Genomic DNA, 20499 nt, shown 5'->3' with positions numbered 1-20499 from the left:
ATATGGTAAGATTATACAAAAATTATCCCAAATAGGGGTTTAGCCATTCAGTATAAAGGTAGATTATAGTATGATTATTGATAATTTGGCGGAATTTGCATCAAAGAAATTTGGCCAAAACTTTCTTAAAAATGATATCTATCTGCACAAAATCATCCAAGCGATGCCCGATGACAACCTGAAGGTTGCAGAAATCGGGCCTGGCTTAGGTGATTTAACCAAAGAACTTGTAAAAGTTCGAAATGTCACAGCATTTGAGGTTGATAAAAGATTATGCGAGCATCTTGCGACGGAATTTGAAGCACCCATCTCACAGGGCCGCTTCGAATTACAGTGCGGAGATGTGCTTGAGCGTTGGGGGGAAGGAAGTCTGCTTGATGAGCCTTATCATCTTGTAGCGAACCTGCCTTATTATATTGCAACCAATATCATATTAAAAGCCTTCAAGGATGAACAGTGCCAGTCCATACTGGTAATGGTTCAAAAAGAAGTAGCCGTGAAGTTCTCTGCCGTTGCCAATCAGAAGGAGTTTTCCGCTCTTTCTGTACTTGCAGCCAGCGTAGGAGAAGCGAGACTCTGTTTCGAGGTAGAACCCGAAGCATTCGTACCTCCTCCGAATGTCACTTCTGCCGTGCTTTTAATAGAGAAGAACCGTTCCATGGATGACGAGAAGTTTGAAAGCTTTCTGAAGATCGCTTTTGCACAGCCCAGAAAAAAACTCTCTAAAAACCTGTCCGCGGCCTTCTCCAAAGAGATAGTGGAGCAAACCTTTGCAACATTGGGACTAACCCCCAATATGCGACCTCATGAAGCTGAGACATCTATTTATCATCTCATATATAATGAATTAAAGGATAAGCTAGATGGAAAACAACAATCAAAACAGCGAAAACAGTCAAAATCAAGGACAAAAAACGCCGCAAGAGGGGAATAAACCACAGCGCAACAGAAGACCCAACCCACACAGACAGAACCAAAACAACGCTAACCAAAATCGCAGTGGAGAGGGAGAGAGCAGAAACAATCCCAACAGAAAAGCAAACCCAAACCGCAAGCCAAACCCGAACAGACAGAGTGGCAGCAACCCTAAGCAGCGCTCTGAAACACAAGGCGGCCACAACCCTAACAGAAAACCAAACCCAAACCGTAAACCAAATCAAAACAGACAGGGTGGCAGTAACACCAACCAGAGTAAAAGCGGAGGGGGGAACAAGAACCGCAACAAACGCAAAAATGTAACTACGGTCAACGATATCATGCGAGCTTCCATCGAGGAGAACAAACGTATTCAGGAAGCAAGAATGAGACCGTGGAAGCAGATCGACCTCAACAGCAAGGGCAAAGTACGCTTTACACCGCTTGGCGGGCTTGGAGAGATCGGAGGGAATATGGCAGTCCTTGAAACAGAGACGACAGCTATTGTTATTGATGTAGGTATGAGCTTCCCTGATGAGACAATGCATGGCGTGGATATACTCGTACCCGATTTCTCCTATCTGCATACGATTAAAGAGAAGATCAAAGCAATTGTCATTACCCATGGCCATGAGGACCACATCGGTGCAATGCCGTACCTCTTCAAAGAGTTGAAATTCCCTGTGTACGGAACCCCTTTGGCACTTGCAATGATAGAGAACAAATTCAATGAACACGGACTTAAGGCCGATGCAAAGTATTTTAACTTTATCACCAAACGTAAGCAGTACACCATCGGTGACATGAAGATCGAATGGATACACAATACCCATTCCATCATCGATGCCTGTTCACTTGCCATCGAAACACCGGCAGGTATTTTGATGCATACGGCAGATTTCAAGATAGACCACACACCTGTAGACGGCTACACAATGGATCTTAGACGCTATGCCTACTATGGAGAGAAAGGGGTACTCTGTCTCTTCTCTGATTCCACCAATTCCCACAACCCGGGATTTACCAAAAGTGAAACCGTCGTAGGAAAAACTTTTGACTCTCTCTTTGAAATGGCAAAAGGACGGGTCATCATGTCTACCTTCTCCTCCAATGTACACCGTATCTTCCAGGCAATGCAGCGTGGTGTCAAACATGGTAGAAAGATCTGTGTTATCGGCCGTTCCATGGAAAGAAATGTAGAAACCAACAGAGCACTCGGTTTTGTAGACATCGAGGACAGACATTTCATCGAAGTGCATGAAGTCCCGAAATATGCAGACCATGAGATCCTCATCGTCACTACCGGTTCTCAGGGAGAGACCATGGCTGCACTCAACCGTATGGCAACGGATGAGCACAGACACATTAAGCTCAAACCATCCGATACAGTCATCATCTCTGCATCAGCGATCCCGGGAAATGAAGCCTCTGTCTCCAAACTGATGAACCTGCTCATTAAGGCAGGTGTGACTGTACGCTATAAAGAGTTCAGTGATATCCACGTTTCGGGTCACGCAGCACAAGAGGAGCAGAAACTTATCCTCAGACTGGTTCAGCCCAAATTCTTTCTTCCGGTCCATGGTGAGTACAACCATATCGCCAAACACGCACAAACTGCTGTTTCATGTGGGGTTGACGAAAGAAACATTCTGCTGATGAGTGACGGAGACCAAGTCGAGATCACACCTAAATACCTCAAAAAGGTCAAAACGGTCAAGACAGGGAAGACCTATATTGACAACCAGAACAACATGACTATTGAGAATGATGTCGTCCTTGACCGGCAGAAACTGGCTGAAGACGGTATTGTGACCATCGTCGCACAGATTGCACAGAGTAACCAAAAGATAGTTGGGAAACCGGTAGTACATACACATGGGCTTGTACCTGACAAAGAGGACAAAAAGTTTGCCAAAGAGATCGAGGTGCTACTGGAAACCATGCTGCTCAACATGAAAGGCGAGGGCCTCAAAGAGCATACTTTCATAGAAAATGAAATTCGCAATGCCGTACGCAAACATATTATCCGTACCAAAAAACGTTACCCGCTCATCGTTCCTACTGTATTTATTGTATAGTTCGTATACTCTAACCCATCGGATGGTCATTCTCCGATGGATAAATTTGTGCTATAATCACATAAACAAATCTTCATCCCAATAAAGTAGAACCATGGATCTCATTCAAATCGCAAAAGAGACATTACAGATTGAAATAGAAGCCCTTGAAAAAATGACAGAGCGACTTGACCAGAATTTTCTGGATGCCGTATCACTCATTTTGAACACGAAAGGCAAACTTATCATTACCGGTGTAGGCAAATCAGGACTTGTCGGTGCAAAAATAGCGGCAACCTTTGCCTCTACAGGAACCTCCAGTTTCTTTCTTCATCCTACCGAAGCACTCCACGGTGACCTTGGTATGATAGGCAAAGAGGATACTCTGCTTGCCATCAGCAGCAGCGGAGAGAGTGAAGAACTTACCAAAATACTTCCTCATATCAAACGTTTCGAGATACCTCTTATCGGACTGACGGGGAACAAAGACTCTTCTCTGGGACGCTATGCCGATGTCTGGCTGAATATCTCTGTTGAGAAAGAGGCCTGCCCTCTCAATACAGCTCCTACAGCTTCTACTACGTTGACAATGGCCCTGGGAGATGCTTTGGCCGTTGCCCTTATGAAAGAACGCGGTTTTGAAAAAGAGGATTTTGCCTCTTTCCATCCGGGCGGTTCACTGGGGAAGAGACTCTTTATCAAGATCAAAGACCTGATGCGTACAGAGGATCTTCCCATCATTGATGAACAGACACCTCTGAAAGAGGCGATCGTCGTGATGAGTGAAGGGAAACTGGGGAATGTCCTTATCATTAATGATCAAAAAAAGCTGACAGCCCTATTGAGTGACGGAGACCTCAGACGGGCACTCATGCAGGAGAGCTTCAGTATGGATGAGCCTGCATTCACCTATGCCACCAAAGCACCAAAATGCTACCACAATACAGAACTCCTTGCCAGTGAAGCACTGGAGATCATAGAAAATGACCGCATACAGCTTCTTCCCATCACCACAGAAGAGAAAAAGATCATCGGCGTATTACACATACACGACCTGGTCAATGCAGGTATCAAAAGCAAATAAGAGAGTAAAATGAGACTGAACAAATATATTGCACACAATACCAAGTACTCCAGACGTGATGCGGATAAACTGATAGAAGACGGAGAGGTCACACTCAACAAACGGCCCATTAAAGAGTTCGGATATGAGGTACAGCCCGGAGACCGTATCTTTGTGAAAGGACGGTTGGTCAAAGAGAAAGGCAATGAGGTGACTGTCATTGTCTACAACAAGCCCAAGGGAGTACTTGTCACAAAAAAAGATGACAGAGGACGCGCCACAATCTACCATAAGCTTCCGGGAAAATTCAGACACTTTATCCCTGTAGGAAGGCTCGACTATGCCTCGGAGGGCCTTTTACTCCTGACAGACAATGTTGAAGTTGCTACAGCACTCATGGAAAGCAAGCTTGACCGTACATACAACATAAAGATAGACAAACCCCTTACCCAGGAGATGGTCAGCGCCATGCAGGAGGGGCTGGTACTCGATGATGCGCGTGCCGGGGCCCACGAGAAGAGCAAAATCTACAGTATGGAATTCGCCCCGTTTATCAGCTTTGATATACGTTCGGAGGGGAAAAGCTACACCAAACTTCGTGTGACCATCAATGAAGGGAAAAACCGTGAACTTCGACGTTTTTTTGGTCACTTCAATGCCAAGGTACTTGACCTCAAACGTGTAGCCTTCGGCGGTATCGAGCTAAACAATCTCCCTACCAATAAAACACGCTTCTTTACAAAAAAAGAATATGATGACCTTCATGCTTTCCTCAAACAGAGAAAAAAGGCTCAAAAAAAAGAGAGAGCCAAACAAAAAGAAACACCTGAAGCATAACCATGGCAAACCTGGCACTCAAATACCGTCCTAAAACTCTCAATGATATCGTGGGACAGGAGAAACTGCTTGGAGAAACAGGAGTGCTTCGCAGACTCCTTGAGCAGGAGAAGCTGGGACACACTTTCTTTTACGGTCCTCCAGGCTGTGGGAAAACCTCTCTTGCCAGAGTCATTGCCACACACCTCGACAGACCTTTTTATGAGATGAATGCCACCTCATTCAAGATTGAAGAAGTGCGCAATATCTTCAAGAGATATCAACATGCCCTGCAAAAACCTCTTATTTTCATTGATGAAGTACACCGCCTCAGCAAGAACCAGCAGGAGGTACTGCTGCCTTTTATGGAGAACAATGCTGCACTGATCATCGGAGCTTCTACCGAAAATCCCTATTACGCTCTCTCCGCAGCAATACGTTCGCGTTCCCATCTCTATCAGCTGCAGCCTATAGACGAAAAAACAATGTCTGCTTTCCTGGAAAAAGTACTGCAGCGTGAAGAGATAGAAATAGAAAAAGAAGCCAAAGCCTATCTAGTCTTTTCAAGCAGCGGTGATCTTCGTGCCATGCTCAATCTGCTTGAGAGTGCACTGGCAGTACAAACACCTGTAGTACTGCCGGTACTTAAGCAGATACGGCCTCATGCCATGCAGGCTGGAAGTTCTGAAAGTGAAAGCCACTATGAACTTACTTCCGCCATGATCAAAAGCATCAGAGGTTCGGATATTGATGCTGCCATCTACTACCTTGCCCGTCTTATCGATGGCGGTGAGCCTGCAGAATTCATTGCGAGACGATTGAGTATCCTGGCAAGTGAGGATATCGGCAATGCCAATCCGCACGCCCTCAACCTTGCCTCTTCAACCCTGACCATCGTCAAACATATCGGATACCCCGAAGCACGTATCTCTCTGGCACAGCTTGTGGTCTATCTTGCCTCTTCTCCCAAATCAAACAGTGCCTATATAGCCATAAACAAAGCACTCAAAGCAATCCAAAGGGGTGAGATACACCCTATTCCGGACCATATCAAAACCCATGCCGGAAACTACCTCTATCCACATGAATTTGACGGTTGGGTGGCACAGAAATATTTGAGTAAACCTTTGCACTTCTACGAAACACGGAAGATCGGTTTTGAAAAGACACTTTGGGAGTGGCATCAAAAGATAGTGAGAGAGAAAAAGCCATAGAAAAAACTGCTCAACACATTTACTTCACAATGATATGCTATAATCTTTTCAATCCAATCTCAAGGAGAGACAAATGAAATACTCTTTGCAGACTATTATACCCTTATTGCTTACATCGGCTCTTTTTATCAACGGATGTACAGGTAACGAGGTACTACCCAACAATGCTACCCAAACAGGTGCTGTCACAGGAGCTGTTGCAGGATCAGTCATCGGGTACAATACCAAAGGAGATCATCCCGGACAACGTGCTGCCATCGGTGCAGTCGTAGGTGCCGCAACCGGTGCTCTTATCGGTCATGAAATCGACAAGAGCAATCAGCCACCTGTAGATAGCGGCGGCTGGCATGAATAAAATTTAGACCAAAAAGGAGAAAAAATGACTTTATCCAGATCACTGCTGCTCTCTATTGCAGCATTATTGACCCTCAGCGGATGCTACAGGGAGCCCGGCCTGGTAGAAGATACCAGTTACGATCGTACGAAAACCGGTGTAGCAACCGGTGCCCTTGCGGGTGCCATCATCGGATACAATACAAAGGGACACGATAAAGGACAACGTGCTCTCATTGGCGGACTGCTTGGTGCTGCTGTAGGCGGAGCCATAGGCTACAGTATGGATGAACAGGCAAACGCAATTGCCAGGGCCCTTGGAACCGGAGTAAACAACGATCCTCTTGCCCGTCTCGATCCCAACCATGAGATCATTGTCTCCAAATACCCTACCCACGTCAGGATCATGTTCCGAGACAAGATGATGTTCGCAACCGATTCTGCCAGACTGCAGCCTCGCGCACGACGTAAAGTGCAAAAGATTGCCCAGGTACTTGCAAACTATCCGCAAACCGTAGTAGGCGTTGCAGGCTTTACAGATGACAGGGGAAGTTACGAATATAACCTTGGCCTTTCAGAAAGACGTGCAAGAAGTGTTGCCAATCTGTTGGCTGTCAATGGACGTCCACTGGTTAAAGGATGTTCCTACAACAAACCTATTGTACCCAACACCAATGCACGAAACAGAGCACTTAACCGACGTGTAGAGGTCTATCTCTATGCAGACAGAAATGCTATGACCGATCCGTGCAGATAAAGGCACACTTTACTTCAGTCGGCCAAGTGTACGCTTGGCCTCTTCCGGACTCATCTCACCGGAGAAAAACTTATCTTCTACCCCATTGATCTGTGCTGTAAGTTTTCCAACCAATACTTCTCCTCTTACTCTCTGTTGGATAAATGCCTTCATCGTATCAAAATCCGGAAAAAGCTCCAAATACTCCTCCCTCAGCCGACTGCGGTTCCATGCTTCAATCTGTGTTGCCGGCTCAGCCAGTGTCACATCCAGAATCTTCTGACCGATACTGTCTTCCAGATAGTACTGGTCATATCTGTGCTCCTGTTCATAACCTGTATTCCGAAAACGTTCATCCTCTTCCTGAATCTCTCCCACATAAGTAGTTACCACATAAAAAAATGCCATTCCGACAGCAATAAACACCATAAATGATTTATCCATCTTCTATCCTTATATATAGAATGCTTATAAATAATTATACTATGATTTCCGGGAAAAGATAAGTGCAGTGATTGTTTTAAGAAAATATTTTGTAAGTGGTGCGGATGAGAGGACTCGAACCTCCACACCGTTAGGCACCAGATCCTAAGTCTGGCGTGTCTACCAATTCCACCACATCCGCATGTGATTGTTTACAAAACAATAAAAAGGTGGTACACCCGTCAGGATTCGAACCTGAGACCGCCCGCTTAGAAGGCGGGTGCTCTATCCAGCTGAGCTACGAGTGCATCTACATCAAAAAAATAAGTGGTACGCCAGAGAGGACTCGAACCCCTAACCCTCAGATCCGAAGTCTGATGCTCTATCCAGTTGAGCCACTGGCGCTTCATTTCGGGGTTATCCTGTTAATACCAATGGGGTAGGCGACGGGGCTCGAACCCGCGACAACCAGTGCCACAAACTGGTGCTCTACCAACTGAACTACGCCTACCATGAAACAAGACGTTTTTTGAAAACTTTCAAATAGTGTCTTAATATTTTTAATGATGCAATGTTAAATAACTTAAATGGTCGGAGTGAAAGGACTCGAACCTTCGACCCCCTGGTCCCAAACCAGGTGCGCTACCAGACTGCGCTACACTCCGTTATAAAAAGGACTGCAATTATAGTCAAAAGGTTTCTATTTGTCAATAGTTTTTTTAAAAAAAATAAAAAAAGTGATATTTTTATTTCCGCTAGAGCTTCTTTTGGCTTAATTGAGTATAATAAATGCGCTATTTTCAAGGAGTACACACCTATGGACACTATTTTTGAACAAATAAACAGTATCTTGGCTTCTGTTTTCTTTTTTGATATCTTTTTTGGTCAGATAGAGGGATCATCTATGCCTTTTATCGTTGCATGGCTGGTAGCAGGCGGTCTCTATATGACTTTACGTTTCGGTTTTATCAATATTCGTATGTTCTCCCATGCCTATAAAATACTAACGGGCAAATATCGCACAGCCGATGATGAGGGGGAGATAACACCCTTCCAGTCATTGACAACAGCACTTTCAGCTACTGTTGGTCTGGGTAATATCGCCGGGGTAGCCATTGCCATTGCCATAGGTGGTCCGGGTGCGACATTCTGGATGATACTGGCCGGTTTTTTTGGAATGACCCTCAAGTTTACCGAAGTGACACTTGCACAGATCTATCGTGAAAAACGTCCTGACGGACGCATTATGGGAGGGGCGATGCAATACCTCTCCAAAGGACTTGCCGCCAAAGGGCACAAGCACCTAGGAAAAGTGCTTGCCATGCTCTTTGCTTTTCTTGCTATTGGAGGGAGCCTGGGGGCGGGGAATGCTTTCCAGACTTCACAGGCACTTGGTGCTCTCTCGGACCGTGTTCCATTCTTTGCCGACTACCCTATTGCTTTCGGACTTATTATGGCGGTCATTGTCGGTTTCGTGATCATCGGAGGTATTAAACGTATCGCAAGTACTGCTGAAAAGATCGTACCGCTTATGGTCTTTATCTACCTTCTTGCCTCTTTATGGATCCTGGCTGTCAATGCCTCAGCCGTACCGGGAGCTATCGCAACGATCTTCCATGAAGCCTTTGCACCAAGTGCAGCAGCCGGAGGCATCATCGGTGTTTTGGTACAGGGCTTCAAAAGGGCGGCATTCTCTTCAGAAGCGGGGATCGGTTCTGCTGCGATCGTACACTCCACTGCTTCGGTAAAATACCCTGTACGTCAGGGGATGGTGGCACTTTACGAACCTTTTATTGATACGATCGTCATCTGCACCATGACTGCATTGGTCATCGTCACTACAGGCGTTTATGACCCGTCTGGTGCATTTGCAGACCTTGTTGCTGCCAAACAGGGTGCCGCACTCACTGCTGCTGCCTATGGAACGGTCATCTCCTGGTTTCCGATCATCCTCTCGGCCTCTATAGTTCTTTTTGCTTTTTCCACAATGATCTCATGGTCATACTACGGAGAACGTTCATGGACCTATCTTTTTGGAGAGAAATATACCCTTGTCTACAAACTGATCTTTATCTCATTTACCATTATGGCATCGGTAACCAGTGCTTCGGCAATGCTGGAGTTCTCAGACCTGCTCATATTGACTATGGCTCTGCCAAATATTATCGGACTCTATATGCTGCAAGGAGACGTCAAAGCCAACCTTGATCTCTATTTACAAAAATGGAAGAGCGGAGAACTTGATGCTGAGGCAATACGCAAATAAAGGGGTATCCTATATAATATTGTGATGACACATTCCCTAAAAACACCTTCTTTTAAGCTAGTATTAAAATAATACTGTGTATTATATGTGATTATAATACTATATAAAGAAATTAAAAGGATAGATATGAAAATAAATTCATTGAAGCTTGCTGCGATTACAGCGGCATTAACTTTGGCAGGATGCGGTGGCGGAAGCTCTACTACTTCCACTACACAAATCAGTAAGATCAGTGGTACAGTTCCGGGAACACTTATTGAAGCATTTTGTAGTGATGGCAGTTACTACTCTGTAAAATCAACAGACAATGGGACAACAGAACATCCATTTGAGTTGGAAATTCCAAGTAACCTGAGTTGTCGTTTGGTCATGACCACCAATGAAGATGACAATGCCACCAAAGTTGTTACTCCTATCGGTATTATCACGACAGACGGAAACGGTACACTCTTCCAGGCAGCCGAAGATATAGATCTTGGATATATTGATCTTCCTATGAGCCGTGACGACATTAATGATACCGAAGGTGATGGCGTTTCTGATGATATCTTGTCTATCAGCGTTGACGGCGAAGTGATTTTAATTGAGTTGGAAAATGATCCTATGGATGTTGATGGTGACGGCTTGCTCAATGTCTATGATAATGATGATAATGATACGCTGTGCAACCGTGATGATGATGATGATGACGGTGATGGTATAGTTGACATTGACAATGACCTTGATGATGACGGTATTGACAATGCAGCTGATGTTGATGATGACAACGATGGTCTGACAGATGATGTTGATGATGATGACGACAATGATGGTCTGACAGACGATGTTGATGATGATGATGACAATGACGGTCTACCAGACGATGTTGATGATGATAACCTTGAAGATGATAACAACACTACAGATGATAATCTTGAAGATGATAATAACACTACAGTTTAATATAGTACAGAGTAAAGCGGGTAGGCAATAGCACCTTCCCTCTCTTTGAACCTATAACATATTGTATTGCAGCTTGATGGGGGGAGGAAATCTACTCTCCTTTCAACACCTTCGAGCGTGAAAGTGCCTCCCTGATCTCCTCAACACTTACCTCTCCTTCGAGATTAAGTTCAACATTACCATCTGCACCTTCTACCCTCATCTCCCTGATCTTGGCTTTTGTAGTATCACTCATACACTCACACTCTCCTGTTGCACAGTTTTGTACCATCTGTACAATATTCTGCTTTTGTACTTCACCTAAAAAACTGATCTTGACACCATTGTTCGTTTTACTGACATTTTTTTGCATATCTATCCTTTTTATTTTACATTATTCACAAAGTTCCGCCCTGATGACCGGAAGCAGCTCTTTTTTTATACGATCATAGGTCTTTGCATACTCTTCCTCTGCTTTACCGCTTGGATCTTCAAAGCCAACATGAATAGTCTTGACCGCTTTGGGGAATATTGGGCAGGTCTCCTTCGCATGATCACATACCGTCACGACCAGATCAAACGGTGTAGCCAAAACGCTCTCTATTGCTTTAGAGTGATACGCTTCTTTCCACTCTCCTTTGGACTCAAGCAGCGCCTTGGCATAGGGGTTTACTTTCCCGCTGGCTTTGACGCCGGAGCTCTGCGCCTCAACACAGTCACCAAGTCTTGCGTTGATCATTGCTTCAGCGATGATGGAACGGCAGCTGTTTCCTGTACATAAGACCAATACCTGTTTTTTGTCACTCATACTTTACATTCTCCTGTCTGTGATACTTTTTTAAGGGACGGAAGTCCAATATCCAGATGGCGTATCTCTTCAAGTGCTTCTGCTCTAAACCTGTCAAGCGGTGAACGGATGGCATAATATGCCCAGGTCCCTTTGCGTTCCACACGCAGAAACCCTGCCTCTTTGAGAATTTTCAAATGTCTTGAAAGACGCGACTGTATCATTCCGAGAGAAACCTGGAGATCACATACACACAGCTCCCCATATTCATCCAGAAAACGGAGTATAAGTATACGCGTTTCATCATTTAAAGCAGAAACTGTTTTTAAAAAAATATCCATACCTACCGCCTGTACTTTAAATAAGATACAAAGTATAACCAAATAATTTTAATATATCAAGATATATTGATTAAAGCATATATTTTTGCTATACTGCCGCCAAACATTGAACAAAGGATATCTATGGTACTCGCATCCAGCCTCTTTCTGCTTACACTGATATTTGTCATTTGGCAACCCAAAGGACTTCAAATAGGGACAACAGCAGTAACCGGTGCTGCTGCTGCACTGCTGCTTGGCATAGTAAGTTTTGATGATGTGATCACCGTTACCGGTATCGTCTGGGATGCAACACTGGCATTCATCGGTATCATTCTTCTCTCTATGGTACTTGATGAGATCGGTTTTTTTGAGTGGGCAGCCATCAAAATGGCAAAACTCAGCGGAGGAAACGGGAACAGGATGTTCGTGTACATTCTGCTGCTTGGTGCCATCGTCGCAGCCTTCTTTGCCAACGATGGTGCAGCGCTCATTCTTACCCCTATCCTTCTGGCAAAGATGAAATACCTCAAAATGAAGCCTCTTCCGATCTTCGCCTTTCTGATGGCCGGCGGCTTTATAGGTGACAGTGCCTCCAACCCGCTGGTCATTTCAAACCTCACTAACATTGTCACTGCAGGTTATTTTGATATAGGATTTGTTGAGTATGCCAGACATATGTTCCTGCCAAACCTGCTGAGTATCATTGCCTCTATCGCTGTGCTATGGGTCTATTTCAGAAAAGAGATTCCTTTGACCATTGATGTCGACCAGCTTCCCGAAGCTGCCACCGTAATCAAAAACAGAACTATGTTCAAACTCAGCTGGCTTTTTCTTGGACTGCTGATGGTTGGCTACTTCATCGGCGACTACTTCGATCTGCCTGTCTCTCTCTTCGCTCTGGGAGGTGCCCTTGTTTTTCTTGCTCTCGCTGCACACTATCGGGCTGCAAAACCCATGATGACCATCAAAGCCGCCCCCTGGCAGGTGGTCTGGTTCAGCATCGGGCTCTACATCGTAGTATATGGATTAAAAAATGCAGGGCTTACCGATATCATAGCCTCATGGATAGAGATAATCAAAACACAGGGCGATGCAATTGCTATTATCGGAACAGGGTTTCTCTCTGCTATCATCTCTTCGGTTATGAACAATATGCCAACCATCATGATCATGGATATCGCCATTGATAAAGTAGGGTATATAGGCAATGAAGCATTGGTCTATGCCAATATTCTGGGCTCCAACCTGGGACCGAAAATGACACCTATCGGATCACTCGCCACACTGCTTTGGCTGCATGTATTGGCCCAAAAAGGTGTGAAAATAGGGTGGGGTGAATATATGAAGGTAGGACTGATCATCACACCGCCCGTACTTTTAACCGCACTGCTTGGACTACTGTAACAGCATACGTTAGAACGTGTAGTTGACAATCACTTTTGTATTGTCAATCTTTGTTTTCAAAACAGCTCTGCAGACTGGAGTGAACGGCCTGAAACTCTATAGCATTCGTATTGATAGCTGCAAAACAAAGCCGCACTGCAAGTCTCTTCATAAATACTCCTGAAAAAATACCACACTATAATTATTACTCCCCCATCAAATAACCCGAATGTTTGATGGGGGAGTAATAAAATCAAGTTAGATAATAACAATAGAAAATACAGACTAGATATTTGTGCTGGAATTTATTTGAATTTATCGGCGATCATACCCTGCACATAGGCACCCAAGACCACATAAAAAGTATAGACCAGGGTAAAGGGCAAACCAAAATAGGTGACCATCAACGGCAACCAGGGAAGCTTTATGGCTCTGACATAGACGAAGGCAATAATCAATCCGTCTTTGGCTCCCTGTTCTCTGAGGTTCTGCAGGAGAGGATACCAGACATATCCGGGTCCATGGCTCAAAATACCTCCTACAAGTGCCAGCAGCCATCCTTTGGTACCACTCTCTTCTCCCAAATATTTTGAAATTGCTTTTTCATCAATGAAAGAATTGAGCAGTGCCATTAAAAAAAAGACGATCAGTAAAACAGGAAGGACCATCTTCAACACACCCAGACTTTCATTCAGTGCATCCATTGTTCTATCCGGATGCATAAAATAGAGCAGAAGATATAATACGGTCACAATAGCAAGCATGATAAGTCCACTTCTGCTTTTTTTCATGACAACAGTCCTAGAGTAAAGGCAATTGCCATAGAGAGCAGAAAAGCAAAAAGAAGACTCAAAAGGTTTCTAAGCAATGTAAAACGAAATCCGAAAACAGAAAACTCCATTGGCAGCTGAACCACACCCAGCGTTACGAAAGAGAGGATGAAGGCTGTTACTCCGTAAAAAGAGGCTCCCTCATCAAGCACTTCTCCTCCAATGATATAGCTCAAAAAGGGCTGACCTACGGAAATACCGCCCAAGCCTGTTCCCATCAACATATCATGCCATATTGAGCCGTTGAAGAGTTCATGAAGCATTTCAGGTGTAATAAATGTCTTGAAAAGTCCTATCAGGCCGATAACCGCCAATAACATAGGAGCGATGAGATAGAGAGTTTTGAACATACCTTTCAAAGCACTTGTGAATTTTCTCTGCATAGATCACCTTTACAAGATGTATACTGCTATTATTTCCCTATCTTGCTGACAGTTGGTTTAGCCCTCAGCCTAAGATGCACTATTTTATCTGAAAGATTCCCTGTTCTATCCTCTCCCCCGAAAAGAGGAGAGCGCAGCACTGTTAAAAGTTATTTGAAATCTATTGACTTTTTCTGACGCTATCCTCTTCGGGCTCTTTGGTAAAGCGCAAATAGAGAATAGGCAGGATCACCAGTGTCAACAGCGTAGAGGAGATGAGCCCGTTAATTACAACAATCGCCAACGGCCGTTGTATCTCAGAACCAGGACCTGTAGCAAACAGTAGCGGCAAGAGTCCCAAAGCCGCTATCATTGCAGTCATCAGTACCGGACGCAGACGCTTCATAGAACCTTCAACAACAGCATCTTTAACCTCTGAGCCGTTCTTTACAAGATAGTTGAAGTAGTTGACCAGCACCACCCCGTTAAGCACCGCAATACCCAGCAGGGCGATGAAGCCTACCGAAGCCGGAACAGAGAGGTACTCCCCACTAAAGTAAAGTCCGATAAACCCTCCGATAAGTGCCAGCGGTACATTGATAAGTACGATCAGCGCCTGCTTGAGCGAACCGAAAGAGATAAAGAGCAAAACAAAAATCAAAAAGAGTGCCAGCGGTACGATAACAGCGAGTCTTGCCGCCGCACGCTGCTGGTTCCTGAACTCTCCCCCATACTCAACATAGTAGCCAGGAGGCATCTTGATCTCCTGCTCAACTCTCTTCTGAACCTCTTCCACAAAACTGACAAGGTCACGTCCCTCCACATTGGACTGAACGATGGTCTTTCTATAGCCATGCTCATGCTCTATCTGTACCGGCCCTGAGTTGGAAACGAATTTGACAAAGTTACTCAGAGGAATCGCCTTGCCTTCAGCAACAGGGTAGTAAAGATTACGTATCTTGTCCAGAGAGTTACGCAGATTCTTTTCCCCTTTGATCGTAAGCGGAATACGTCGCATCCCCTCCTGAATGATCCCCACTTCCATACCGGTGAGCATCGACTTAAGGAAACTGTTGAGTGCCTCCTGACTGATGCCATAGTAGGCCATCGTCTTTTTGTCGAATTCCAGCTCAAAGTACTCAACACCCTCATTGGCTTTTTTGTAGACATCAACACTTCCGGGGATCTTTTCAAGCAGTGATTTGATCTTCACAGCGATCTCTTCAAGCTTCCTGTTATCGTTACCGAATATCGCAATGGCAAGGTCCCCCCTGACTCCCGTCAGCATTTCGGAAACACGCATCTCAATGGGTTGGGTAAAACTGTATTCGATCCCGACAAACTCATCAAGTACTTTCCGTATTTCATCGATAACGAACTCTTTGGAAGGCTCACGCCACTCCTCTTTGGGTTTAAGCACCAAAAAGGTATCTGTGTCGTTCAGCCCCATCGGGTCAAGCCCAAGCTCATCACTTCCGGTTCTTGCAATGATCTCTTTGATCTCAGGAATATGCTCACGCAGCTTTTTCTGCACCTTCAGGTTCAAAGCGAGACTCTCTTTGAGTGAAATGGAAGGAAGCATCTCCACACCGATAATAATACTACCTTCATCCATTGTCGGCATAAAAGTCTTACCGGTTTTATTGGCAAACACCAGAGAGATACCAAACAGCACCAAAACTGCTGCAAGGGTCAGTCTGGCATGCTTGATGGCATAGTTGAGTATGGGTCGGTAACCTTTGACAAGTATTTTGACAATGGACGACTCTTTGTCCGGACGCTTTTTCAGAATGAACGAACTGAGCACAGGAATGAGAGTAAGTGCCAGTACCAGTGAACTGAAAAGTGCAAAGATAATACTCAGTGCCACTGGTTTAAAGAGTTTTCCCTCCAGTCCTTCAAGGGTCAAAAGCGGCATAAATACAATGATGATGATCAGTACTCCTGTAATAATCGAAGGAGCCATCTCTACCGTAGCCTCATAGATAATATGCAGTTTGCTCTGGCGTTTTCGTTTGGGATTACCCAGTTCCGCAGTGATATGCTCGACAACAACAACTGCTGAGTCCACCAGCATCCCGATGGCGATGGCAAGCCCGCCAAGACTCATCAGGTTCGCGGTCAAACCGAAGTACTGCATGGCAATAAAACTCATCAGAAGGGCAAACGGCAAAATGAGCGCCACACTTACCGCTGATGCAAAATTTCCCAGCATCAGAAGCAGGATCACCATAATGAGGATGATCGCTTCATAAAGCGCTTTCTTCACCGTATCGGTAGCAAGATTCACCAGGTCGGACCGATCATAAAAAATATCGATCTTCGTACCGCTTGGCAGCATCTTCTCAATACGTGTAAGTTCCTCCTTGACCTTGTCAAGCACAATTGCTGTATTGATCCCCTTAAGTCCGAGTACCAATCCTTCGACCGCTTCACCTTCACCGTTCTTGCTGACAAATCCCGAACGGGTCAGATGTCCGAAATGTACAGTTGCTACATCACCGATAGTAACAATACGCTCTCCGATCTTCTTGACCGGCAGTGTTTTTATATCATAGATATTCTTCAGACGACCGACACTACGTACCAAAATACTCTCCACTCCCTGTGAGACACGTCCTGCACCGTCATTGCGGTTGTTCTTCTCAAGGGTCTGGAGAATATCATCAAGCGTTACACCCATCGCACGCATTCTGTCCAGATCGGGTACCACTTCATAGGTCTTAACCTTTCCGCCAAGTGCATTGACCTCAGCTACACCGCTGATAGCTCTCAGTTTCGGAGCGATCACCCAGTCAAGCAGCGTACGTTTGGCTTCCAGGTCAAGTACATCCGACTCTATCGTGAACATCAGTATATCACTGAGCGGCGTAGAGATAGGTGCAAGCCCGCCTGTGATATCGGCCGGCAGTTCATCTTTGATCTCACCCAGACGCTCACTCACCTGTTGCCTCGCCCAGTAGATATCGGTCCCATCCTCAAAGTCAATCGTAATATCACACAGCCCGTATTTGGTTGTTGAACGCATCATGGTCTCGTAGGGAATTCCTACCATCTTCGTCTCAATAGGAACTGTAATACGTGACTCGACCTCAGCAGGTGTCATCCCGCTGGACTTCATAATGATCTTTACCTGCGTGGGAGAGATATCCGGAAAAGCATCGACGGGCAGCTCATTGTAAGTCTTGATTCCGAACCCGAGGATCGCAAGCGCCAACAGTGAGACAAAAAAGCGTCTTGCGAGAGCAAAACTTATGATCTTATTCATCGTTTCCGCCTAACAGATTCTTCAGAATAGCAAGGGAGTTCACCGCAACCTTACCTTTTAGCAGAGGCGAAGGCTTGATATAGTAGAAGGTATCATCTTCCGCCATCACCTCTACGGGAATAGCTCTAAATCCAAATTGTGTTTTCATAAAAACAATCTGCGTACCTCCCTCTTTGATCACGGCACTCTTTTTCAGTTTCAGCACATCTCCGAAAACGATCAGGTCGGCACTCAGCATCAAGCCCGAAGCAAGCTGTACTGTTTCCGGAACAGAAAAACGTACCCTTCGTGTCTGGTTTTCCCGGTTAATCACATCTGAAAGCTGCAATACACGGGACTCGAACATTTTATCAGCTACCGAAAGCCGTACCCTTTCCCCCTCCTTCAGCTTAAGCGTACGCAATGCTTCAATATTGGCTTCGATCCAGAGCGGCCCTTTTTGTTTGATCACAAAAAGAGCATCAGAAGGATTTGTGCTCTTTCCCGGTGTTGCATTGAGCACAATGATACTTCCTGCCACATTACTCTTCACCTTGACAGTACGAGCGATCTTCAAGGTCTTAAAAAGGGTCTCAATACTCTCCCGGTCCGCACCGTAACTCTCCAAAAGTGCTTTGGCAGCCGCAATCCTTATTTTGTCCGTTTCAAGTTCAGCACGTGCCGCCTTACACTCCTTTTGTGGAATAATCTCCTCTTTGCAAAGCATTATCTTTCGCTCTGTCAAATGTTTGTGATGACGGTATTCAATGGCATCTGCAATGGCTTTCTGCTGCACTTCAATCCACTTGGTTCCTGTCACTTCCGCCAATATCTCGCCTTTTTGCACTTTTTGGTACTTCGCGGCATAGAGTTTCTGTACATTGGCTTCAAACGGCAAAGATATCGTATGCAGCAGTGTCGGAGGAGTAACTACTTCGACAATGATCCTCCCCAGAGGGTAACTGTCGGCTCTTTCGGGTTTGGCTACTGTAATATCCCAGTTCTTCTCCTGTTTCGGCGTTAACTTCACCTCTTCAGCCCGGGCAAAGCAAATAAGGGTTGCAAGCAGTATCAATCGTTTTTTCATTTTTTATCCTTTGTTTCGCTGATCGTATAGAGTCTGAACAGAGTTGTATAGTAGGCTTCCTTTTCCGCATAGATCGCTTGTCTGATCTGATAGAGCTTCTGTCTGTTCATCAGATACTCCAAAACCGAGATCTCTCCAAGGTCAAAACTCTTTTGTACCATTGGGAAAAGCTTTTTTGTGTAATCATATTCATTCTTTCGCAGAGCATCGATCATCAGTGCATGACTCTGCAGCTGTGAGTGCAGCTCCATAAGAGCACTCTGTTTCTGACGCATATGCTGCTCGAATTTATACTGAAGTGCACTGTTCTTATACATTGCGGCAGCACGCTCCTCCTCAAAACGGCGACTGGTAAAGTTCAGAGGGATAGAGATACCTATGGAGTATCTCTCCGTATCCAGTTCATTGGTATACTGTGCATAGGTGTCGATAGATTCGATCGCTCTGGAGTAACGCTTCAGCGTCTCCTCTGTACTTTGTATACGTTTTTTATAGGCTTTTTTTGACAAGGAAAGTGATTTTGTATAGTCTACCTTTCTTCGAACAGGGTACATATCTTGACATGAAAAGACAACCGTCTCTTTTTCCGGGATGCTTCCGAGTATCAGCAACTTTCGTCGGGAGATACTCTGTTGCATTTTCAATGCCTGAAGCTGTGCATTAAGCCTGTTCTTCTCAGTTTCAAGCTGAATAAGCTCCATTTTGGAGATCTCCTGATAAAGGTAGGCTTTCTGTTTCTTTTTATAGAGCTTGACAAAATCAAGATAGCTTGCTCTGAAACTTCTGTAGTTCTGTACATCAAGACAATACTGATGGTAGAGGTTCTTCAGTCCATTCTCAAAATCAAGCAGTTCCATCTCTTTTTCCAGCATATAGGCATCATTGGAGAGCTGTGTGATCCGCTGCTCCTGTGAAAGTACTCCCGGCATCATAATCTTCTTTGAGAGACCGATACTGTACTCAGTACCGCTTTTGTCAAGATGCGGAGCAGCATGTGTTCCTTCTGCTGTCAGGGAGAAGGGATCTCCTGCCGTATCTGCCCGGTTCTTTGCCTCAAGAGAAAGTCTTTCGTAATACTGTGCTTTTGTCAGTACACCATGTTTTTTTGTCGATTCCAATACTCTGTCAAGTGTATAAGTCGATGCATATAGCCCCTGCATCAGTAAAAGGGCATACATCATATATCTCAGTTTCATTGTTTTTTTCCTTTTTCATTGACATTCTGGTCTGTTATTTTGGAGATCACCGCCCCGTCCAGTGCATTGATCTCTACTGTGCAGTGTTCCGTAGCAATACGGTAAAAGAGCAGCTGCCCTTTATGTTTCAGTTTTCGGGAACGAAGCTTTCGTGCATGACACACTTTCAGTGCGATCCACCTGGCCTCCTCCGGTTTTATTTTGCACAATTGCCTCAGCCTTTGTTGATGCTGCAACTGTACACTTGGTCTATGGTTATAGATCCGAAGTGGTATGGAACTCTCTATCTTCAACTGCTCGGCAGCTGCCATACCGGCCATAAAGAATGGTATGACCCATAATATAATTTTCATAAGGGTATTCCTTTTTTACATAAAAAAATATTGTATTGTATAAATAAGAGTATAGGGCACTTCTAATAACCCCATACACCCATAATGGGTTTTGCAGATGTGAGATTTTGCAAGAGGCTTTCAAGTCCTAGCCAAAGCTAAGACGATGGGAAGCATCTTGTGAAAGATCGCGTCTGCAAAGCCCACC

Annotated in this window: 20 protein-coding genes and 5 tRNA genes; 10 read left to right on the top strand and 15 right to left on the bottom strand. The window is 44.9% G+C overall.

The window, feature by feature from the left end; translation table 11 throughout:
• Positions 1–70 precede the first annotated feature (70 nt).
• From rsmA to IMZ28_RS00375, 7 genes are all read left to right on the top strand, one after another.
• Positions 71–934: a 16S rRNA (adenine(1518)-N(6)/adenine(1519)-N(6))-dimethyltransferase RsmA gene (rsmA, locus tag IMZ28_RS00405; protein ID WP_197548690.1), complete on the top strand. Its 864-nt coding sequence runs from the start codon at positions 71–73 to the stop codon at positions 932–934.
• Positions 864–2993: an RNase J family beta-CASP ribonuclease gene (locus IMZ28_RS00400; RefSeq protein ID WP_197548689.1), complete on the top strand. Its 2130-nt coding sequence runs from the start codon at positions 864–866 to the stop codon at positions 2991–2993. Before rsmA ends, IMZ28_RS00400 begins: the two co-directional genes overlap by 71 nt.
• Before the next feature lie 94 nt (positions 2994–3087).
• Positions 3088–4056 carry a KpsF/GutQ family sugar-phosphate isomerase gene (locus IMZ28_RS00395; protein WP_197548688.1) on the top strand — a complete coding sequence of 323 codons (969 nt, stop codon included), beginning with the start codon at positions 3088–3090 and terminating at the stop codon, positions 4054–4056.
• A 9-nt stretch (positions 4057–4065) separates the two neighbouring features.
• The gene (locus IMZ28_RS00390) at positions 4066–4872 is read left to right on the top strand and encodes a pseudouridine synthase (protein ID WP_197548687.1); all 807 of its coding nucleotides are present in this window, start codon (positions 4066–4068) and stop codon (positions 4870–4872) included.
• Positions 4873–4874: 2 nt separating this feature from the next.
• The gene (locus IMZ28_RS00385; RefSeq protein ID WP_197548686.1) at positions 4875–6065 is read left to right on the top strand and encodes a replication-associated recombination protein A; all 1191 of its coding nucleotides are present in this window, start codon (positions 4875–4877) and stop codon (positions 6063–6065) included.
• A 73-nt stretch (positions 6066–6138) separates the two neighbouring features.
• Entirely contained in the window at positions 6139–6420 is a 282-nt protein-coding gene (locus IMZ28_RS00380; protein ID WP_197548685.1) for a glycine zipper domain-containing protein, read from the top strand.
• A 24-nt stretch (positions 6421–6444) separates the two neighbouring features.
• Positions 6445–7155 (top strand): OmpA family protein, encoded by a 711-nt coding sequence (locus tag IMZ28_RS00375; protein WP_197548684.1) that lies wholly within the window; start codon positions 6445–6447, stop codon positions 7153–7155.
• A 9-nt stretch (positions 7156–7164) separates the two neighbouring features.
• On the opposite strand, the gene IMZ28_RS00370 is transcribed toward IMZ28_RS00375, so the two are convergent.
• The 6 genes from IMZ28_RS00370 to IMZ28_RS00345 form a co-directional block, all read right to left on the bottom strand.
• Entirely contained in the window at positions 7165–7578 is a 414-nt protein-coding gene (locus IMZ28_RS00370; protein WP_197548683.1) for a hypothetical protein, read from the bottom strand.
• A gap of 96 nt (positions 7579–7674) precedes the next feature.
• Positions 7675–7759 (bottom strand) — tRNA-Leu (locus IMZ28_RS00365).
• Between the two features lie 29 nt (positions 7760–7788).
• A tRNA-Arg gene (locus IMZ28_RS00360) sits at positions 7789–7865 on the bottom strand.
• A 20-nt stretch (positions 7866–7885) separates the two neighbouring features.
• Positions 7886–7962, bottom strand: a tRNA-Arg gene (locus IMZ28_RS00355).
• Positions 7963–7992: 30 nt separating this feature from the next.
• Positions 7993–8068, bottom strand: a tRNA-His gene (locus IMZ28_RS00350).
• A 77-nt stretch (positions 8069–8145) separates the two neighbouring features.
• Positions 8146–8222, bottom strand: a tRNA-Pro gene (locus IMZ28_RS00345).
• A 152-nt stretch (positions 8223–8374) separates the two neighbouring features.
• Between IMZ28_RS00345 and IMZ28_RS00340 the strand changes: the two genes are divergently transcribed.
• Together IMZ28_RS00340 and IMZ28_RS00335 are read left to right on the top strand one after the other, a co-directional pair.
• Complete coding sequence (locus IMZ28_RS00340) at positions 8375–9823, top strand: alanine/glycine:cation symporter family protein (protein ID WP_197548682.1); 1449 nt, start codon at positions 8375–8377, stop codon at positions 9821–9823.
• A 126-nt stretch (positions 9824–9949) separates the two neighbouring features.
• Positions 9950–10765 carry a hypothetical protein gene (locus tag IMZ28_RS00335; RefSeq protein ID WP_197548681.1) on the top strand — a complete coding sequence of 272 codons (816 nt, stop codon included), beginning with the start codon at positions 9950–9952 and terminating at the stop codon, positions 10763–10765.
• Between the two features lie 91 nt (positions 10766–10856).
• Here IMZ28_RS00335 and IMZ28_RS00330 read toward each other — a convergent pair whose 3' ends face one another.
• The 3 genes from IMZ28_RS00330 to IMZ28_RS00320 are packed head-to-tail and all read right to left on the bottom strand — an operon-like array spanning position 10857 to position 11872.
• Positions 10857–11117: a hypothetical protein gene (locus IMZ28_RS00330; RefSeq protein ID WP_197548680.1), complete on the bottom strand. Its 261-nt coding sequence runs from the start codon at positions 11115–11117 to the stop codon at positions 10857–10859.
• A gap of 21 nt (positions 11118–11138) precedes the next feature.
• On the bottom strand, positions 11139–11552 hold the full coding sequence (locus IMZ28_RS00325; RefSeq protein ID WP_197548679.1) for an arsenate reductase ArsC: 414 nt from the start codon (positions 11550–11552) through the stop codon (positions 11139–11141).
• Entirely contained in the window at positions 11549–11872 is a 324-nt protein-coding gene (locus tag IMZ28_RS00320; RefSeq protein ID WP_197548678.1) for an ArsR/SmtB family transcription factor, read from the bottom strand. Before IMZ28_RS00320 ends, IMZ28_RS00325 begins: the two co-directional genes overlap by 4 nt.
• A 123-nt stretch (positions 11873–11995) precedes the next feature.
• Between IMZ28_RS00320 and IMZ28_RS00315 the strand changes: the two genes are divergently transcribed.
• Complete coding sequence (locus tag IMZ28_RS00315; RefSeq protein WP_197548677.1) at positions 11996–13258, top strand: arsenic transporter; 1263 nt, start codon at positions 11996–11998, stop codon at positions 13256–13258.
• A 284-nt stretch (positions 13259–13542) separates the two neighbouring features.
• Here IMZ28_RS00315 and IMZ28_RS00310 read toward each other — a convergent pair whose 3' ends face one another.
• From IMZ28_RS00310 to IMZ28_RS00285, 6 genes are all read right to left on the bottom strand, one after another.
• The gene (locus tag IMZ28_RS00310) at positions 13543–14028 is read right to left on the bottom strand and encodes a permease (protein ID WP_197548676.1); all 486 of its coding nucleotides are present in this window, start codon (positions 14026–14028) and stop codon (positions 13543–13545) included.
• Positions 14025–14450, bottom strand: coding sequence for a permease (locus IMZ28_RS00305; RefSeq protein ID WP_197548675.1), 426 nt, complete (start codon positions 14448–14450; stop codon positions 14025–14027). The genes IMZ28_RS00310 and IMZ28_RS00305 overlap by 4 nt, the downstream gene beginning before the upstream one ends.
• 160 nt (positions 14451–14610) lie before the next feature.
• Positions 14611–17697 (bottom strand): efflux RND transporter permease subunit, encoded by a 3087-nt coding sequence (locus tag IMZ28_RS00300; protein WP_197548674.1) that lies wholly within the window; start codon positions 17695–17697, stop codon positions 14611–14613.
• A complete protein-coding gene (locus IMZ28_RS00295) occupies positions 17690–18763 on the bottom strand; it encodes an efflux RND transporter periplasmic adaptor subunit (RefSeq protein WP_197548673.1) in 1074 nt (357 codons plus the stop codon). The genes IMZ28_RS00300 and IMZ28_RS00295 overlap by 8 nt, the downstream gene beginning before the upstream one ends.
• Positions 18760–19959: a TolC family protein gene (locus tag IMZ28_RS00290; RefSeq protein ID WP_197548672.1), complete on the bottom strand. Its 1200-nt coding sequence runs from the start codon at positions 19957–19959 to the stop codon at positions 18760–18762. The genes IMZ28_RS00295 and IMZ28_RS00290 overlap by 4 nt, the downstream gene beginning before the upstream one ends.
• A complete protein-coding gene (locus IMZ28_RS00285; protein WP_197548671.1) occupies positions 19956–20312 on the bottom strand; it encodes a hypothetical protein in 357 nt (118 codons plus the stop codon). The genes IMZ28_RS00290 and IMZ28_RS00285 overlap by 4 nt, the downstream gene beginning before the upstream one ends.
• Positions 20313–20499 lie beyond the last annotated feature (187 nt).

Source organism: Sulfurovum indicum, assembly GCF_014931715.1.
Lineage (GTDB): Bacteria > Campylobacterota > Campylobacteria > Campylobacterales > Sulfurovaceae > Sulfurovum > Sulfurovum indicum.
The sequence above is the reverse complement of the archived record's forward strand: the minus strand, read 5'-3'. Positions and strand labels throughout refer to the sequence as shown.

What these genes read in the sequence shown, in the direction of transcription:
- rsmA (WP_197548690.1), top strand. Translation starts at nt 71, where the DNA reads ATGATTATTGATAATTTGGCGGAATTTGCATCAAAGAAATTTGGCCAA.
- IMZ28_RS00400 (WP_197548689.1), top strand. Translation starts at nt 864, where the DNA reads ATGGAAAACAACAATCAAAACAGCGAAAACAGTCAAAATCAAGGACAA.
- IMZ28_RS00395 (WP_197548688.1), top strand. Translation starts at nt 3,088, where the DNA reads ATGGATCTCATTCAAATCGCAAAAGAGACATTACAGATTGAAATAGAA.
- IMZ28_RS00390 (WP_197548687.1), top strand. Translation starts at nt 4,066, where the DNA reads ATGAGACTGAACAAATATATTGCACACAATACCAAGTACTCCAGACGT.
- IMZ28_RS00385 (WP_197548686.1), top strand. Translation starts at nt 4,875, where the DNA reads ATGGCAAACCTGGCACTCAAATACCGTCCTAAAACTCTCAATGATATC.
- IMZ28_RS00380 (WP_197548685.1), top strand. Translation starts at nt 6,139, where the DNA reads ATGAAATACTCTTTGCAGACTATTATACCCTTATTGCTTACATCGGCT.
- IMZ28_RS00375 (WP_197548684.1), top strand. Translation starts at nt 6,445, where the DNA reads ATGACTTTATCCAGATCACTGCTGCTCTCTATTGCAGCATTATTGACC.
- IMZ28_RS00370 (WP_197548683.1), bottom strand. Translation starts at nt 7,578, where the DNA reads ATGGATAAATCATTTATGGTGTTTATTGCTGTCGGAATGGCATTTTTT.
- IMZ28_RS00340 (WP_197548682.1), top strand. Translation starts at nt 8,375, where the DNA reads ATGGACACTATTTTTGAACAAATAAACAGTATCTTGGCTTCTGTTTTC.
- IMZ28_RS00335 (WP_197548681.1), top strand. Translation starts at nt 9,950, where the DNA reads ATGAAAATAAATTCATTGAAGCTTGCTGCGATTACAGCGGCATTAACT.
- IMZ28_RS00330 (WP_197548680.1), bottom strand. Translation starts at nt 11,117, where the DNA reads ATGCAAAAAAATGTCAGTAAAACGAACAATGGTGTCAAGATCAGTTTT.
- IMZ28_RS00325 (WP_197548679.1), bottom strand. Translation starts at nt 11,552, where the DNA reads ATGAGTGACAAAAAACAGGTATTGGTCTTATGTACAGGAAACAGCTGC.
- IMZ28_RS00320 (WP_197548678.1), bottom strand. Translation starts at nt 11,872, where the DNA reads ATGGATATTTTTTTAAAAACAGTTTCTGCTTTAAATGATGAAACGCGT.
- IMZ28_RS00315 (WP_197548677.1), top strand. Translation starts at nt 11,996, where the DNA reads ATGGTACTCGCATCCAGCCTCTTTCTGCTTACACTGATATTTGTCATT.
- IMZ28_RS00310 (WP_197548676.1), bottom strand. Translation starts at nt 14,028, where the DNA reads ATGAAAAAAAGCAGAAGTGGACTTATCATGCTTGCTATTGTGACCGTA.
- IMZ28_RS00305 (WP_197548675.1), bottom strand. Translation starts at nt 14,450, where the DNA reads ATGCAGAGAAAATTCACAAGTGCTTTGAAAGGTATGTTCAAAACTCTC.
- IMZ28_RS00300 (WP_197548674.1), bottom strand. Translation starts at nt 17,697, where the DNA reads ATGAATAAGATCATAAGTTTTGCTCTCGCAAGACGCTTTTTTGTCTCA.
- IMZ28_RS00295 (WP_197548673.1), bottom strand. Translation starts at nt 18,763, where the DNA reads ATGAAAAAACGATTGATACTGCTTGCAACCCTTATTTGCTTTGCCCGG.
- IMZ28_RS00290 (WP_197548672.1), bottom strand. Translation starts at nt 19,959, where the DNA reads ATGAAACTGAGATATATGATGTATGCCCTTTTACTGATGCAGGGGCTA.
- IMZ28_RS00285 (WP_197548671.1), bottom strand. Translation starts at nt 20,312, where the DNA reads ATGAAAATTATATTATGGGTCATACCATTCTTTATGGCCGGTATGGCA.